Annotated in this window: 14 protein-coding genes; 7 read left to right on the top strand and 7 right to left on the bottom strand. The window is 69.5% G+C overall.

Annotated elements, in window-relative coordinates; translation table 11 throughout:
* Positions 1–147: 147 nt before the first annotated feature.
* On the bottom strand, positions 148–594 hold the full coding sequence (locus ACFWP7_RS07230) for a hypothetical protein (protein ID WP_384377346.1): 447 nt from the start codon (positions 592–594) through the stop codon (positions 148–150).
* 157 nt (positions 595–751) lie between these two features.
* Between ACFWP7_RS07230 and ACFWP7_RS07235 the strand changes: the two genes are divergently transcribed.
* On the top strand, positions 752–1,294 hold the full coding sequence (locus tag ACFWP7_RS07235) for a bacterial proteasome activator family protein (protein WP_384377348.1): 543 nt from the start codon (positions 752–754) through the stop codon (positions 1,292–1,294).
* Between the two features lie 69 nt (positions 1,295–1,363).
* Here ACFWP7_RS07235 and ACFWP7_RS07240 read toward each other — a convergent pair whose 3' ends face one another.
* Entirely contained in the window at positions 1,364–3,007 is a 1,644-nt protein-coding gene (locus ACFWP7_RS07240) for a protein kinase (RefSeq protein ID WP_384377352.1), read from the bottom strand.
* A gap of 390 nt (positions 3,008–3,397) precedes the next feature.
* On the opposite strand from ACFWP7_RS07240, the gene ACFWP7_RS07245 reads away from it, so the two are divergent.
* On the top strand, positions 3,398–4,978 hold the full coding sequence (locus ACFWP7_RS07245; RefSeq protein ID WP_384377355.1) for a protein kinase: 1,581 nt from the start codon (positions 3,398–3,400) through the stop codon (positions 4,976–4,978).
* Between the two features lie 90 nt (positions 4,979–5,068).
* Here ACFWP7_RS07245 and ACFWP7_RS07250 read toward each other — a convergent pair whose 3' ends face one another.
* The 3 genes from ACFWP7_RS07250 to ACFWP7_RS07260 form a co-directional block, all read right to left on the bottom strand.
* The gene (locus ACFWP7_RS07250; protein ID WP_384377358.1) at positions 5,069–6,163 is read right to left on the bottom strand and encodes a phosphotransferase; all 1,095 of its coding nucleotides are present in this window, start codon (positions 6,161–6,163) and stop codon (positions 5,069–5,071) included.
* A 102-nt stretch (positions 6,164–6,265) separates the two neighbouring features.
* Entirely contained in the window at positions 6,266–6,715 is a 450-nt protein-coding gene (locus ACFWP7_RS07255) for a pyridoxamine 5'-phosphate oxidase family protein (protein ID WP_384377361.1), read from the bottom strand.
* Between the two features lie 94 nt (positions 6,716–6,809).
* Positions 6,810–7,478: a response regulator gene (locus ACFWP7_RS07260; RefSeq protein WP_384377364.1), complete on the bottom strand. Its 669-nt coding sequence runs from the start codon at positions 7,476–7,478 to the stop codon at positions 6,810–6,812.
* A 380-nt stretch (positions 7,479–7,858) separates the two neighbouring features.
* Between ACFWP7_RS07260 and pdhA the strand changes: the two genes are divergently transcribed.
* From pdhA to ACFWP7_RS07275, 3 genes are read left to right on the top strand one after another with little or no spacing between them, the layout of a single operon-like run.
* Entirely contained in the window at positions 7,859–9,088 is a 1,230-nt protein-coding gene (pdhA, locus tag ACFWP7_RS07265) for a pyruvate dehydrogenase (acetyl-transferring) E1 component subunit alpha (RefSeq protein ID WP_384377367.1), read from the top strand.
* On the top strand, positions 9,085–10,065 hold the full coding sequence (locus ACFWP7_RS07270; protein ID WP_384377370.1) for an alpha-ketoacid dehydrogenase subunit beta: 981 nt from the start codon (positions 9,085–9,087) through the stop codon (positions 10,063–10,065). The genes pdhA and ACFWP7_RS07270 overlap by 4 nt, the downstream gene beginning before the upstream one ends.
* Before the next feature lie 10 nt (positions 10,066–10,075).
* Positions 10,076–11,524, top strand: a complete 1,449-nt coding sequence (locus ACFWP7_RS07275; protein ID WP_384377373.1) for a dihydrolipoamide acetyltransferase family protein — start codon at positions 10,076–10,078, stop codon at positions 11,522–11,524.
* Between the two features lie 166 nt (positions 11,525–11,690).
* Here ACFWP7_RS07275 and ACFWP7_RS07280 read toward each other — a convergent pair whose 3' ends face one another.
* Positions 11,691–12,140 (bottom strand): ATP-binding protein, encoded by a 450-nt coding sequence (locus ACFWP7_RS07280; protein WP_384377376.1) that lies wholly within the window; start codon positions 12,138–12,140, stop codon positions 11,691–11,693.
* Positions 12,141–12,395: 255 nt separating this feature from the next.
* Between ACFWP7_RS07280 and ACFWP7_RS07285 the strand changes: the two genes are divergently transcribed.
* On the top strand, positions 12,396–13,277 hold the full coding sequence (locus ACFWP7_RS07285) for a helix-turn-helix domain-containing protein (protein ID WP_384377379.1): 882 nt from the start codon (positions 12,396–12,398) through the stop codon (positions 13,275–13,277).
* A 3-nt stretch (positions 13,278–13,280) separates the two neighbouring features.
* Positions 13,281–13,472, top strand: coding sequence for a DUF397 domain-containing protein (locus ACFWP7_RS07290; protein ID WP_384377382.1), 192 nt, complete (start codon positions 13,281–13,283; stop codon positions 13,470–13,472).
* A 118-nt stretch (positions 13,473–13,590) separates the two neighbouring features.
* Here the strand turns inward: ACFWP7_RS07290 and ACFWP7_RS07295 are convergent, their stop codons facing one another.
* Positions 13,591–14,511, bottom strand: coding sequence for a Bro-N domain-containing protein (locus ACFWP7_RS07295; RefSeq protein WP_384377385.1), 921 nt, complete (start codon positions 14,509–14,511; stop codon positions 13,591–13,593).
* Positions 14,512–14,749 lie beyond the last annotated feature (238 nt).

A 14,749-nucleotide genomic window follows, 5' to 3' on the forward strand; every position in this document is an offset into this window, starting at 1 on the left:
GGGGAGTGTGCCGTCTGAGCGGTGTCAGTCGGGCGCTTCTCGGGGAGTGCGCCGTCTGAGCGGTGTCAGTCGGGCGCTTCTCAGGGAACGTGCCGTCTGAGCGGTGTCAGTCGGGCGCTTCTCGGGGAGTGCGCCGTTCGAGTGGTGTCAGCCGCGTCGGACCCGCAGGGCGAAGAACGCCAGTCCCAGACCCAGTCCGATGAGGATCAGCCCGCTGCCGAGCGGCACGATCTGGAGTACCGGCTCCGGGCTGCTTCCGGGGCGGCCGACGCTCTGCCGTACGGGGATCGCGGCCTCCTGCGGCGGCTCGGAGGCGGCGCTCTCCTCCGGGTGGCCGGGGACGGCGGGGTCGCGATCCGTGTACGTCGGCGCCGCGGCCTCGGATTCCGGCTGCCGCCCGGGCTCCTCGCGCCCGGGTCGCGCACGGCCCTCTCCCGGACGGCTCCCCGCACGGGAGGCATCGGCGCTGGGGTCGGGGGCGTACGAGGGGGCGTGTGAGACACGGTAGGGGGCTGCGTACGAAGGGGACGCCGCCCCGGTCGTCAGGGCCAGCAGCAGTCCCGCCACGTGCAGCGCACGGAGCCATGGAGTCACGCCGGTGACCCCCTCCCGGTGAGGAGTCCATGATCGGTCGGTCCAGCCTCACATGCCCCCTTTGCCCCGGCATCTCGGCTGCTCCCTCTGCTCCCGGTGTCCCTGCCGACGCGGGCCGGGGGGCGGCGCGGTGGACGGGTGCGAGACAATGGACGGCATGGAGATGCCGAGGAACGAACGGTCGCCGGAGAACCCTCAGATCCTGGTCCTGGGCCAGGACGGAATGACTCTCGGTGGCGCCGGAGACGAGGACTCCCGCGAGATCCCGGTGACGGAGATGGTGGAACAGCCCGCCAAGGTGATGCGCATCGGAAGCATGATCAAGCAGCTCCTTGAGGAGGTGCGCGCCGCACCTCTTGATGAAGCCAGCCGTGTCCGGCTCAAGGAGATCCACGCGAGTTCCGTGAAGGAACTGGAGGACGGCCTGGCCCCCGACCTGGTCGACGAGTTGGAGCGGCTCTCCCTTCCGTTCACGGACGAGGCGATTCCCTCCGACGCCGAACTGCGCATCGCGCAGGCACAGTTGGTGGGCTGGCTGGAAGGCCTCTTCCACGGGATCCAGACCACCCTCTTCGCTCAGCAGATGGCGGCGAGGGCCCAACTGGAGTCGATGCGCCGCGCCCTTCCGCCGGGCGCCGGCGGCGCGGAGGGAGACGAGGACCCCCGCACGGGCGGCCGCTCGGGCGGACCGTACCTGTAGCCCCGACGGCGACACCCGGACAACGAAACGGGCCCGGCACGAAAGTGCCGGGCCCCACTCGTACCTGGATCAGGACGGATCGCCCGTCGACACCTTGAGCTCGATCTCGGGCATGTCCTTCGGGTCGACGTCCGTGCCCTCGGAGGGGAACTGGTCCATGACCGTGTCCTCGCCGTACGTGTTCTCGTCGACGTATTCGATCTTCATCTGCCAACCCGCGGCCTGGAAGCAGGACTTGACCGACTTGATGTTCTTGTAGGAGAAGTTGGGGACCTGGATCTTCTTCTCGTCGTTGTACGACTCCTCCGGCTCCGTGCACTTCTCCGTCTCGATGGTCTTCGCCAAGTCCGGCCCCTTGTGGTTCGCCGCAACGGAGGGCGACTGGCTGGCCTCGCTGCCGCCACCCCCGTCGTCGCCCATCCCGCTGTACAGCGCCAGCGCCGCGATGAGGCCGCCGACCGCGACGACCGCGACCACGATCGAGCCGATGACAACTCCCCTGGCGCTCTTGTGGCCGCCCCCGGAGCCGCCCGGCTGGGGAGTCGGGTACTGGGGCGTCAGGTTGTACGGCGGAGGGGTCGAGAGGCCCTGCTGCGGGGAGTACGCCGAGGTCCCCGGCGGTGTCGGATAGCCGCCCTGCTGCGGGTAGCCGTACGACGGAGCCGGAGTCGGGGTGAGTGCCGGGGTCGGCGGACCGTAGGGACCCGGCTGGTAGGGCGACTGGACCGGACCCGGTGCCGGAGCGGCCTGGTCGACGGGCGGGAAGACCGCGGAGCCGACGCCCGCGCCGTTCGATGTGCGGGCGCCCGGCACGATGCTCGGTGCGGCGGCGTGCAGCGACTGGGCCACGCGCAGGCACTCGTCGCGCATCGCCTCGGCGCTGGGAAACCGCTCGTTCGGGTTCTTCTTCAGCGCGCGGGCGACCAGCGCGTCCACGGCCGGGGGCAGCGAGCGGTTGACCGAGGAGGGCGCGACCGGCTCCTCCTGGACATGCGCGTACGCGATGGCCAGCGGCGAGTCCGCCTCGAACGGCAGCCGCCCGGTGGTGAGTTGGAAGAGCATGATGCCGACCGAGTACAGGTCGGATCTGGCGTCCACGGCTCTGCCGAGGGCCTGCTCCGGCGAGAGGTACTGCGGTGTGCCGACGACCATGCCGGTCTGGGTCATCGAGGTGACACCGGACTGCATGGCGCGGGCGATGCCGAAGTCCATGACCTTGATGACGCCGCGTTTCGTCGTCATCACGTTGCCCGGCTTGATGTCCCGGTGGACCAGGCCCATCTCGTGGCTGATCTCCAGGGCGGCCAGCACATCCGCGGTGATCTTGAGCGCCTTGTCCGCGGGCATGGCGCCGTACTGCGCGATGTCCTGGTCTAGCACCGAACCGAGCGGGCGGCCCTCGACGTACTCCATGACGATGTACGGCGTCGTCATGCCGTCCAGGACGTCCTCGCCGGTGTCGAAGACCGAGACGATGTTCGTGTGCGTGAGCTTCGCCACCGACTGGGCCTCGCGGCGAAACCGCTCCCGGAAGGCCTGCTCGCGGCCGAGTTCGGTGTGCAGCGTCTTGATGGCGACCTGGCGGTCGAGCACCGAGTCGTACGCGAGATGGACCGAGGCCATGCCACCCTCGCCGAGCAGATCACGCAGTTGGTAGCGGCCGCCGGCGACCGCACGCCCCGCGTACCGGCCCTGTGCGCCGTCCTGGCTCATCTTCTGCGTCCCCCATCGGCGCGGCGGGAGCAGCTGGTCGCCCCCGCGGTCCGTGACTCGATTGTCGTGATCGATGATGTGATCTGCCCGGTGATCGGCCGGTGTTCAGTGATCGACTGGCTCATTCCCGGCCAAGTCTGCCCGAGGGCACTGACACGTCAAGTTCGGTGCCCGTTCCGTGACCGTCTGAGAAGGAAGCGTCGCGGAAGCGTTACAGGTGCCCTACGGCCGGTACACAGGATTTGCACGTGGGTACCCGCGACGGGTTGGATGGCCGATCCATCCCACTTCCGTCTCGGACCGGAGCCTTGCGCAGAGCCTGTAGCGTGGCCCGACGGAGACCGTGACAACCACCGCGCAGACCGCGGGCAGAAACGACGGCGAGGACTGATGGCACAGCAGCAGCGCGCTCAGGGCCCGTCCGACCCCGAGGCGACTGGCGGCGGTATGTCGGATGCGCCGGAGCTGTGGGGTAACGGCGGGCTGGTCGGCGACGGCCGGTATCGGCTGACCCACAGACTGGGCCGAGGCGGCATGGCCGAGGTGTTCGCGGCCGAGGACGTACGCCTGGGGCGCACCGTCGCGGTCAAGCTGCTCCGCTCCGACCTGGCCGAGGACCCGGTCTCCAAGGCCCGCTTCACACGCGAGGCCCAGTCGGTCGCCGGCCTCAACCACCACGCGGTCGTCGCCGTGTACGACTCCGGCGAGGACGCGGTCGGCTCCCGCATCGTCCCGTACATCGTGATGGAGATCGTCGAGGGCCACACGATCCGCGACCTGCTGATCAACGCCGAGGCCCCCGGGCCCGAGCAGGCGTTGATCATCGTCTCCGGTGTCCTGGAGGCGCTCGCCTACTCCCACCAGCACGGCATCGTGCACCGCGACATCAAGCCGGCGAACGTGATCATCACGGAGACCGGCGCGGTCAAGGTGATGGACTTCGGCATCGCACGCGCCCTGCACGGCGCGCAGTCGACGATGACCCAGACCGGCATGGTCATGGGCACGCCGCAGTACCTCTCCCCCGAGCAGGCGCTCGGCAAGGCCGTCGACCACCGCTCCGACCTGTACGCGACGGGCTGCCTGCTCTACGAACTCCTCGCGCTGCGGCCCCCGTTCACCGGTGAGACGCCGCTGTCGGTCGTCTACCAGCACGTACAGGACATCCCGGTACCCCCGTCCGAGGTCTCCGACGCGGCGCCGCCGGAGCTCGACGGGCTGGTCATGCGATCCCTCGCGAAGGAGCCTGACGACCGGTTCCAGACCGCCGAGGAGATGCGCGGGCTGGTCCAGTACGGGCTTCAGATGCTGTACGACCAGGGCAGCCACACCGGCACCTGGAACACCGGCCCTGTCGACATGCACGGCGGTCCGCGTACTCCGGCGGGAGGCTACGCCGGTACGGCAGCGCTGCCGCATCCCGGCGACTCCGGCACCTCGCAGATCCCGCAGCCGATCCTGCCGAGCGGATACGGCGGCGGGGACGACGGCGGTTTCGAGGGGCACGGCAACAAGGGCGGCGGCCGCGGCAAGCTGTGGATCCTCGCGGTCCTCGCGGTGATCGCCATCGCGGCGGGTGTCGCGTTCGCGCTCAATAGCGCCGGTGGCGGTGGCGGCGGGGCCGGCACGACGCAGTCGCCCACGACGTCGTCGTCGGCCACCGAGGGCAGCGACTCCAGCGCGACGCCCAGCGATGAGCCCACGGACACCTCCACCGACGACTCGACGGACAACGGCAACACCACGGGCTCCGGCTCGCAGTACACGCCCTCGTACACGCCGTCCCCGAGTTACAGCAGCGAGCCGTCGAACGAGCCCTCGGGCGAGCCGAGCGAGACGACGCCGACCACCACGGAGCCGACGGACCCGGCGACCACCACGGAGCCGACGGACCCGGCGACGACGCAGCCGACGGACCCCGGAGGCGTCACAGGCGGTGGCACCCCTGGCGGCTTGGCCGGCGGCGGCTGACCCGGCGAGCGAAACACCCTCCTTGCGCGCGCGTGCGGCTCCACAACGAGCTCCACGCGCGCGTGCCGTTTGCCACCGGACATGCCGGGATCACCCCGCGAACGCCTCGCGCACCGCCTCGTACTCCCGTGTCCACCACACCGCCAGCGCCGAAGCCGCCGGGAACTGCGGATCGGCGCGGGTGTCCCCGCGCTCGTAGTGCCAGCGCAGTATCCAGAAGTCGTTGAGGCGCTCCCACCACACCCGGTGCACGGCGGCGGCGAGTTCGGAGGCGGTGGCGCCCGCGGTACGCCGGTACGCGCGCGCGTAGGCCCGTACTTTCGTCAGGTCGAGTGCGCCGACGGGCCGTACGAAGAAGATCACCGCGGCGCGTACCGCCTCCTCGGCGCGGGGCTGGACGCCCAGCCGGTCCCAGTCGACGATCGCGGCCGGTTCGCCGTCGCGGTAGAGCAGGTTGAACGGGTGGAAGTCGCCGTGCACCCAGCCCACCGAGGCGCCCTGCGGAGGCCGCCGGTCGGCATGCCGTTCCAGGAGGGCGCGCCGCTCCAGGAGCCGGTGCCGGGCCAGTTCGTCGAAGGCGTCGGACGGGCGGTGGTGGCGTACCCGGGCGAGCAGGTGGTCGATGAGCGCGAAGGTGTCGGCGGGGTCGGCGCCGTCGGCCGGGGCGGCACCGGGTGACGGAGCGGCGCCGTCGGCCGGAGCGCCCCCTTCGGCCGGAGCGCCCCCTTCGGCCGGAGCGACCCCTTCGGCCGGTTTCGCCGAACCGCGTCCCTGCGCCGGCATCACCTGCTCCAGGCTCGCGTGGACGACGCCCAGGAGGGCGCCCAGCCGCGCGCACTGCTCCGCGGTGAGCTGGCCGCCGTGCCGGTGCCGTCCGTCGACCCACGGGTGCAGTGCGTACGCGTGGCCCCCGACGACGGCGACCGTGCGGCCGTCGGTGCCGGTCAGCGGCGGGGCGACGGGGACGCCGAGGTCGGCGAGGCGCTGGGTCGCCCGGTGCTGACGGGCGATCGCGGCGGGGTCGGCGGTCTCGGGGTCGAAGTGGTGCTTGAGGAAGTACCTGCCGCGGGTGGTGCAGAGCCGGTAGCCGCGGTTGAGCAGCCCCTGGTCGACGGGTTCGCAGGTCAGTGCGGACCCGGCGGCGTACTGGCGGAGGAGGGCGCCCAGAGGGGGCGCGTGAGACACAGGGGGTGGTACAGGAGAGCGCGGCACGCGGCAGATGCTAAAGCACGAAAGGGCCTCTGACCTTGGGTTTGTCACACACAGTCGTCCTGTTCGCAACATCGGTCACAGAACGTGCTGGAACCGCCGTTCCAGGCCACCGTCCGTCGCGTGCACGGTGCAGAACTGCGGCTCGATGCCCAGGTAGACCGGCTCGTAGGGCTCGCCGTCCACGAGACGCGGCGCCGGGCCGAAGCGCTCCAGCTGGACCTCGGTCGGCTCTACGGCCTCGCACTGGCCCACGATCTGCGCGGTCCACAGGCCCTCGCCCGGCCGCGCGGAGTTCAGGTTGTCGGTGCCGTACGCGACGATGCTGTCGGCACACGCCTGGTGGTAGCCGAGGTTCCGGGGCATCCGCAGCAGGACGCGGCCGTCGGCCACGATGTGCCGGGCGAACGCGAGGACGGGCAGTGCGCGCATGCTGGTGGCCATCCGGCCGTAGTCGGTGCGGCCGATCAGTTCCACGGCGAACCGCTCGTCGATGGGCTGCTCGTTGGCCGGCTGTGCGTCGGGCATACGACCAATTTCCGGCACCCGGAGGACCGGAAAAAGGGCCACCCGCCCTCTGTAGGGGGGCCATAAGTCCCGAATGGCGCCCCAGTGGGCACTACTACTGGCGCTGCTCCTGCTCCACCTGGAGGCGCGCCACGTACGCCGCCGCCTGGGATCGCCGCTCCATCCCGAGCTTGGACAGCAGACTCGACACATAGTTCTTGATCGTCTTCTCGGCGAGATGCAGCCGTTCGCCGATCACGCGATTGGTGAGCCCCTGGCCGATCAGGTCGAGGATCCTGCGCTCCTGCTCGGTGAGGTGGCCCAGCCTGTCGTCGCTCTTGGTGGCGCCGCCGTCGCGCAGCCGCTCCAGGACGCGGGCGGTGGCCTCGGGGTCGAGCAGGGACTTCCCGGCGGCGACCTCACGTACGGCCGTGAGCAGTTCGTTGCCGCGGATGGCCTTGAGGACATAGCCCGAGGCGCCCGCCATGATCGCGTCGAAGAGGGCCTCGTCGTCGGCGTACGAGGTCAGCATCAGGCACTTGATGTCCGGGTCCTGGGAGCGGATCTCGCGGCAGACCTCCACGCCGCTGCCGTCCGGGAGCCGTACGTCCAGAACGGCGACGTCCGGGCGGGTGGCCGGAATCCGTACCAGCGCGTCGGCGGCCGTGCCGGCCTCGCCGACCACCTCGATGTCGTCCTCCCCGGAGAGCAGCTCGTGGACGCCGCGCCGGACCACTTCGTGATCGTCGAGGAGAAATACGGTGATTTTCCCGTTTTCGCGCACGCTGTCAGTGTCACACACGATCATTGGCCCTGCCCCGGAGTGAACTCTTCCCGTGCCTGGGGTGACCGGGATAACGTGCCGGTGTTCCGGCCCCCTGCAAGGCTGTTACCAGTGCTGTGACCAGCGGCTGTTCCCGACCGACGCGACGTACTTGGACCTCCGACTGAAAAGTAGTTGGAAATCCGAGTAAAAACGCAGGTCAGGAGGGGTCTCACAGAATTGTGAGGCACTGGGTAACGTGGCTGTTGCAGGGCGCTCGCCGGGGCACCTGTCACGTCTGTTCCCGGCCGAGTGCACCCACCCCGTGCACGGGTACTGGAGCAGGCGAGCCGCACTGGCCCACCGGCAACCCCGGGGGCCGGACCGACGGAGGAGTACACGTGACCGTGGAGAGCACTGCCGCGCAGAAGCCGCGACGCAGCGCCGGTACGAAGAGCGCCGCAAGCACCGGCACGACCGGTACGAAGCGCGCCGCGAGCGCCGGTGCCAAGCGCGCCGGCGTCAAGAAGTCACCGGGCGCCGACCCCGAACTCATTCAGCTGCTGACCCCCGAGGGCAAGCGGGTCAAGGACGCCACGTACGACCCGTACGTCGCCGACATCACCCCCGAGGAGCTGCGCGGCCTGTACCGGGACATGGTGCTGACCCGCCGTTTCGACGCCGAGGCCACTTCTTTGCAGCGCCAGGGCGAGCTGGGCCTGTGGGCCTCGCTGCTCGGCCAGGAGGCCGCCCAGATCGGCTCCGGGCGCGCCACCCGCGAGGACGACTACGTCTTCCCGACCTACCGCGAGCACGGCGTCGCCTGGTGCCGCGGGGTGGACCCGACCAACCTGCTCGGCATGTTCCGCGGTGTGAACAACGGCGGCTGGGACCCGAACACCAACAACTTCCACCTGTACACGATCGTCATCGGCTCGCAGACCCTGCACGCCACCGGCTACGCCATGGGCATCACCAAGGACGGCGCCGACTCGGCCGTGATCGCGTACTTCGGGGACGGTGCCTCCAGCCAGGGCGACGTCGCCGAGTCGTTCACCTTCTCCGCCGTCTACAACGCCCCCGTGGTGTTCTTCTGCCAGAACAACCAGTGGGCCATCTCCGAGCCGACCGAGAAGCAGACCCGCGTCCCGCTCTACCAGCGCGCGCAGGGCTACGGCTTCCCCGGCGTCCGCGTCGACGGCAACGACGTCCTCGCCTGCCTGGCCGTCACCAAGTGGGCCCTTGAGCGAGCCCGCCGCGGCGAGGGCCCCACCCTCGTGGAGGCGTTCACCTACCGCATGGGCGCGCACACCACCTCCGACGACCCGACCAAGTACCGGGCCGACGAGGAGACCGAGTCCTGGCAGGCCAAGGACCCGATCCTGCGCCTGCGCACCTATCTCGAGGCCGCAAACCACGCGGACGAGGGATTCTTCGCGGAACTCGAAGCCGAGAGCGAGGCGTTGGGCAAGCGAGTACGCGAAGTCGTACGGGCCATGCCGGACCCGGACCACTTCGCCATCTTCGAGAACGTGTACGCGGACGGGCACGCGCTCGTCGACGAGGAGCGGGCCCAGTTCGCCGCCTACCAGGCGTCGTTCGCGGACGAAGGGGAGGACAAGCAGCGATGACCGCGGAAAAGATGGCGCTGGCCAAGGCGATCAACGAGTCGCTGCGCAAAGCCCTGGAGACCGACCCCAAGGTCCTGATCATGGGCGAGGACGTCGGCAAGCTCGGCGGTGTCTTCCGGGTGACCGAGGGACTCCAGAAGGACTTCGGCGAGGACCGGGTGATCGACACCCCGCTCGCCGAGTCGGGCATCGTCGGCACGGCGATCGGCCTCGCGCTGCGCGGCTACCGCCCGGTCGTGGAGATCCAGTTCGACGGTTTCGTCTTCCCCGCCTACGACCAGATCGTCACGCAGCTCGCGAAGATGCACGCGCGGGCGCTCGGCAAGATCAAGCTCCCCGTCGTCATCCGCATTCCGTACGGCGGCGGGATCGGCGCGGTCGAGCACCACTCGGAGTCCCCCGAGGCGCTGTTCGCGCACGTGTCGGGCCTGAAGGTGGTCTCCCCGTCGAACGCGTCCGACGCCTACTGGATGATGCAGCAGGCCATCCAGAGCGACGACCCGGTGATCTTCTTCGAGCCGAAGCGGCGGTACTGGGACAAGTCCGAGGTCAACACGGAGGCGATCCCCGGGCCCCTGCACAAGGCGCGGGTGGTGCGCGAGGGCACCGACCTGACGCTGGCGGCGTACGGCCCGATGGTGAAGGTGTGCCTGGAGGCCGCGGCGGCCGCCGAGGAGGAGGGGAAGTCGGTCGAGGTCCTGGACCTGCGGTCGATGTCCCCGCTCGACTTCGACTCCGTGCAGGTGTCGGTGGAGAAGACGCGTCACCTGGTGGTGGTGCACGAGGCGCCGGTGTTCCTCGGCACGGGCGCGGAGATCGCCGCCCGGATCACCGAGCGGTGCTTCTATCACCTGGAGGCACCTGTCCTGCGGGTCGGCGGCTATCACGCGCCGTATCCGCCGGCACGCCTGGAGGACGAGTATCTTCCGGGCCTGGACCGGGTGCTCGACGCCATCGACCGCTCGCTTGCGTACTGAGGAGAGGGTCGTGACGACGATGACTGAGAAGGCGTCGGGGCTCCGCGAGTTCAAGATGCCCGATGTGGGCGAGGGCCTCACCGAGGCGGAGATCCTCAAGTGGTACGTCCAGCCCGGCGACCAGGTCACCGACGGACAGGTGGTCTGCGAGGTCGAGACGGCGAAGGCGGCTGTGGAGCTGCCCATTCCGTACGACGGTGTGGTGCGCGAACTCCGTTTCCCCGAGGGGACGACGGTGGACGTCGGCCAGGTGATCATCGCGGTGGAGGTGGCAGGAGGAGCCGCCCCGATCGAGGAGGCCCCCGCGGCACCGGCCGAAGCGCCCGCCGCCGAGCGGCCCAAGGCCGATGAGCCCAAGGCCGATGAGCCCAAGCCCGAGGGCCGCACGCCGGTCCTCGTCGGCTACGGCGTCGCCGTGTCCTCCACCAAGCGCCGCCCCCGCAAGGGCGCCGAGGTTCCGGCCCAGGCGGCCGAGCCGGTCTACGCGGCTTCGGCGATCCAGGCCGTCCAGGCCGAGCTGAACGGACATGGGCACTCCGCGTCCGCGGCGGCCCGTCCGCTGGCCAAGCCCCCGGTCCGCAAGCTCGCCAAGGACCTCGGCGTCGACCTGGCGACGATCCGTCCGGCCGGCCCGGACGGCATCATCACGCGCGAGGACGTGCACGCGGCGGTGGCGCCGACGGCTCCGGAGCCGGTCGTCCAGCAGCCCGTGGCCCCTCCTGTCCGGACCGCGGCGCCCGTCGCCTCGTACGACACGGCGCGCGAGACCCGTATCCCGGTCAAGGGTGTCCGCAAGGCCACGGCCGCGGCGATGGTCGGTTCGGCGTTCACCGCGCCGCATGTCACCGAGTTCGTGACGGTGGACGTGACGCGCACGATGAAGCTCGTCGAGGAGCTCAAGCAGGACAAGGATCTCGCCGGTCTGCGGGTGAACCCGCTGCTCCTGATCGCCAAGGCCCTGCTGGTCGCCATCAAGCGCAACCCGGACATCAACGCGTCCTGGGACGAGGCCGGTCAGGAGATCGTCCTCAAGCACTACGTGAACCTGGGCATCGCGGCCGCCACCCCGCGCGGCCTGCTCGTCCCGAACATCAAGGACGCGCACACCAAGACCCTGCCGCAACTGGCCGAGTCACTGGGTGAGTTGGTGGCCACCGCCCGCGAGGGCAAGACCTCCCCGACCGCGATGCAGGGCGGCACGGTCACCATCACCAACGTCGGCGTCTTCGGCGTCGACACCGGCACGCCGATCCTCAACCCCGGCGAGTCCGCGATCCTCGCCGTCGGCGCCATCAAGCTCCAGCCCTGGGTCCACAAGGGCAAGGTCAAGCCCCGCCAGGTCACCACGCTGGCGCTGTCCTTCGACCACCGGTTGGTGGACGGGGAGTTGGGGTCCAAGGTGCTGGCAGATGTGGCGGCGATCTTGGAGCAGCCGAAGAAGTTGATCACCTGGGCGTGATCACCTGGGCGTGAGCCAAGGACACGGGGCCGTCCCCTGAGGGTGCGGCCCCGTGTGCGGTGCTCAGGCGGCGGCGCTGCCGACCATGGGAATCTTGATCGCGACGGTGCCGCCGAACTCGTCGCTCGTGGTGGGTTCCGGATCGTCGGCGAGTGAGCTGATTGCCCTACGCATCCGTGATTCCGGGAACGTTCAGTTCCGCCCAGACCGTCTTGCCCACGGTGAGGTTCTCGACAGCCCATCGGCTCGCGAGCACGCGGACGATGAGCAGGCCTCGCCCGAACTGGTCGCTGTCCTCCACCGTGCGGGGCTCCGGCAGGCGCTCGCCCTTCGGATCGGTGACGGCGATCCGTAACACCTGACCGATGAGCGACGTCTCCACGCGGAACAGCCGGTCCCGCAGACATCCATGCAACAGCGCGTTCGTGCACAACTCGCTTGCCAGCAGCGCCGCATCACCGGCTGCGCCGGGATGACCCCACTCGGCGGCGAGATGGGCCACCCGTCTGCGCGCGCGGGGGATGCTCTGCGGATACGGGGTGTAGCTGACGGCGTCGTAGCGGTCGGGCCTGTGCGGATGGTTCTTGTGGCGGTCGGGGTCGCAGGAGCCGGTCATGGGCGCACCTCCTTGTGCGGGCCGGGTGCCCGGGCGGCTGCCAGGTGGGTGGGGGGAGGTGGCTCAGCCGTACGGCCCTGGGGTGGGCAGCGCGGTGCACCGCCAACTGGTGTCGCTGGGTGGGCGAGTGAGTACTGACGGTAGCGGCGAGAGGAAGCGTGATGCAAGCAGTCTCGGAGATATCTGTCCCCAGTTTTGCTTGCGGTGTCGCTTCGGCGGGCTGCAGACTGGCCGCGACACAGGAGGTACCAGGACGTGACGGCAGGTCAGTTCACGCGCGGCAACCGTGTATCCACCGTGCTCGCGCGCAAGTTGGGCGGTGAGTTGCTGCGACTCCGCGACGAGGCCGGCCTCACGCAGCCGCAGGCCGCCGCCGCGCTGTCGGCGACCGCGGCCAAGGTCGCCAAGATGGAGCGGGGCTGGGTGCCTTTCCGGGACCCTGATATCCGGATCCTGTGCGACCTGTACGGCGTGACCGAGGCGAAATCCTTGGAGCGGCTGCTCAGCCTTGCGAAGACGGACCGCGAGCGTCGTAAGGCCAAGGGCTGGTGGAACCAGTACCCCGAGCTGCGCTCCCTGGTGGAGTACGTGGCCTTGGAGGACATCGCGACCGGGGTCCGTACGTGGCAAGGGGCCTTCGTTCCGGGGCTCTTGCAGACGCAGGACTACGCCAGGGCCCTGGCGGTGGGCAACGCCGACTGGGACGACCCGGACGAGATCGAGCGCTTTGTCGAGGCGAAGGTCGCCAGGCAGGCGCGGTTGTCGGACGACAGCCCGCTCGGCTTGTGGGCAGTCGTGGGTGAGGGAGCGCTGCGTCAACTGGTAGGTGGCCGCGAGGTCATGCGCGTACAACTGGCGCATCTGGTGGAGTCGTCCCGGCTGCCCCACGTGAAACTCCAGGTTGTCCCCTTCCTCGCGGGCTCCCACCCCGGCATGACCAGTGCTTTCAGTGTCGTCTCGTTCGCCGAACCCGGCGCTATGGACGTGGTCTACATGGACACGACCTCATCTACCCTGTGGCTGGAGAGCGAGGCGGACGCCGCACGTCACAACGTCACGTTCGAGCGGATTGCCCGGAACGGGCTCGCCCTTCGCGATTCCGTCGCCCTGATCGAACGTATCCGCAAGGAGCTGTGACCCGTGCCGCACTTCGAGTTCGTCAAGTCCAGCCACAGCAGCGGCAATGGGGAGTGCGTCGAAGTCGCCCCCAACATCCCCGGCACCGTCGCCGTCCGTGACTCCAAGGACGTGGATGGGCCCATACTCCGCGTCGCCCCCTCCGCCTGGGCGGCGTTCGCCCGGTTCGCCGCCGTACGCGATGCCGACGCCTGACGGCGGAACGTACGGAAAACCGGTACACGCCGGCCCCGTCGCGTACGCTCAGGCGCCGAGCGGTCGGCCGCAAACTCGACTTGCGACCGGCCGCTCAACCACGCTCACTCCGCTGCGGTCAGGGCCGATCCAGTACGTAGACGAGTGCGCCGTCCTCCGCGCCGCCCCTGGATCGGATGCACGCGTGCCTCCGCATGAACCGCAGGCACTCGTTGACCCGATGGGCGTTCAGTCCCGTCCGCGCCGCAAGAGCCTCCAGCGACATCCGGATCTCACCGTGCTCGGCAAGTACGGGTGCGATCGTGACAGCCACGGCCCACACGTCCTCGGTCACGGACATCCGTGACTTCCAGTCCACGAGGAGGGCTTCGGCGCTCGGCCGGCAAGGGCCCGCCGGAGCTGCCGGGCGCTCCGCCGTGACAGGACGGAACGCCTCCAGCGCGTCCGCGATCCGATCCATGGCATCCGCCGTCCGGGACTGCACTCGCGCTGAGGCCCGTTGCGTCTCGGCGAACTCCTCGTCCAGCCGTACGTTGCGCTCCTCAAGCCGCGTGATCGCGTCGGCGACCTGCGCGGGCATCGCGTAGGCCACGGGACCGCCCGGGTCGCGGGGCTGTACCTCCGCCTTGGGAAGGGCGTACGAACCGTCTCGCTGGATCGAAATGATCACCTCGCTGACCCATTCTTTGAACGGCCTGGACGAGGGTTTGGTACAGCCGTTCACCAGTTGGATCAACCCGGAAAAGTCGACCAGTTGCAGATCTCGGCGCCACTCCCGACCTGCGGGAACGCTGAGACTGTGGCTTCCGGTCACAGTCTCGAGAAAGTCTCGGTGCGCCTCTGGTACATGATCGAGCAGAGCCTTCCGGGTCGTTGTGTAACCGAGCCGCTTGCATACGTCCGACGCCGGAAACCAATGGCTCCCGTCCGGCATCGTCAGCCTCCGCACCCGGGCCCCTGTAGCCCCGTACACGAAGTCGTTGATGTCGATCGCGTCGGTCCGGGACGCTGTGGTCGACGTCGTGTCGTGTTCGCTCATACGAACCACCTCCTCGGCGGAACGTAGATCGACATACAACGCATATGCCAACAGGATTCGGGATGTTCATCACTCCGAGCGCAGATCGCTTATATCCCTGCGCAGGTGCCCCAGAACGTGGTGGGCGCATGGAGGGGGGGGGGGGCGCGGGAGGGGGCGGCCCCCCCCCCGCAGGCGGGAAACCCGGAAAAGACAGAAAAAAACCACCACAAGGGGAAGGCGGGGGTAAAGAGGATAG

Source organism: Streptomyces sp. NPDC058470, assembly GCF_042721055.1.
In the GTDB taxonomy this organism is placed as follows: domain Bacteria; phylum Actinomycetota; class Actinomycetes; order Streptomycetales; family Streptomycetaceae; genus Streptomyces.

Excerpts from the sequence above, each read along its gene's own strand:
- ACFWP7_RS07235 (WP_384377348.1), top strand. The coding sequence starts at position 752 with ATGGAGATGCCGAGGAACGAACGGTCGCCGGAGAACCCTCAGATCCTG.
- ACFWP7_RS07240 (WP_384377352.1), bottom strand. The coding sequence starts at position 3,007 with ATGAGCCAGGACGGCGCACAGGGCCGGTACGCGGGGCGTGCGGTCGCC.
- ACFWP7_RS07245 (WP_384377355.1), top strand. The coding sequence starts at position 3,398 with ATGGCACAGCAGCAGCGCGCTCAGGGCCCGTCCGACCCCGAGGCGACT.
- ACFWP7_RS07255 (WP_384377361.1), bottom strand. The coding sequence starts at position 6,715 with ATGCCCGACGCACAGCCGGCCAACGAGCAGCCCATCGACGAGCGGTTC.
- ACFWP7_RS07270 (WP_384377370.1), top strand. The coding sequence starts at position 9,085 with ATGACCGCGGAAAAGATGGCGCTGGCCAAGGCGATCAACGAGTCGCTG.
- ACFWP7_RS07280 (WP_384377376.1), bottom strand. The coding sequence starts at position 12,140 with ATGACCGGCTCCTGCGACCCCGACCGCCACAAGAACCATCCGCACAGG.
- ACFWP7_RS07295 (WP_384377385.1), bottom strand. The coding sequence starts at position 14,511 with ATGAGCGAACACGACACGACGTCGACCACAGCGTCCCGGACCGACGCG.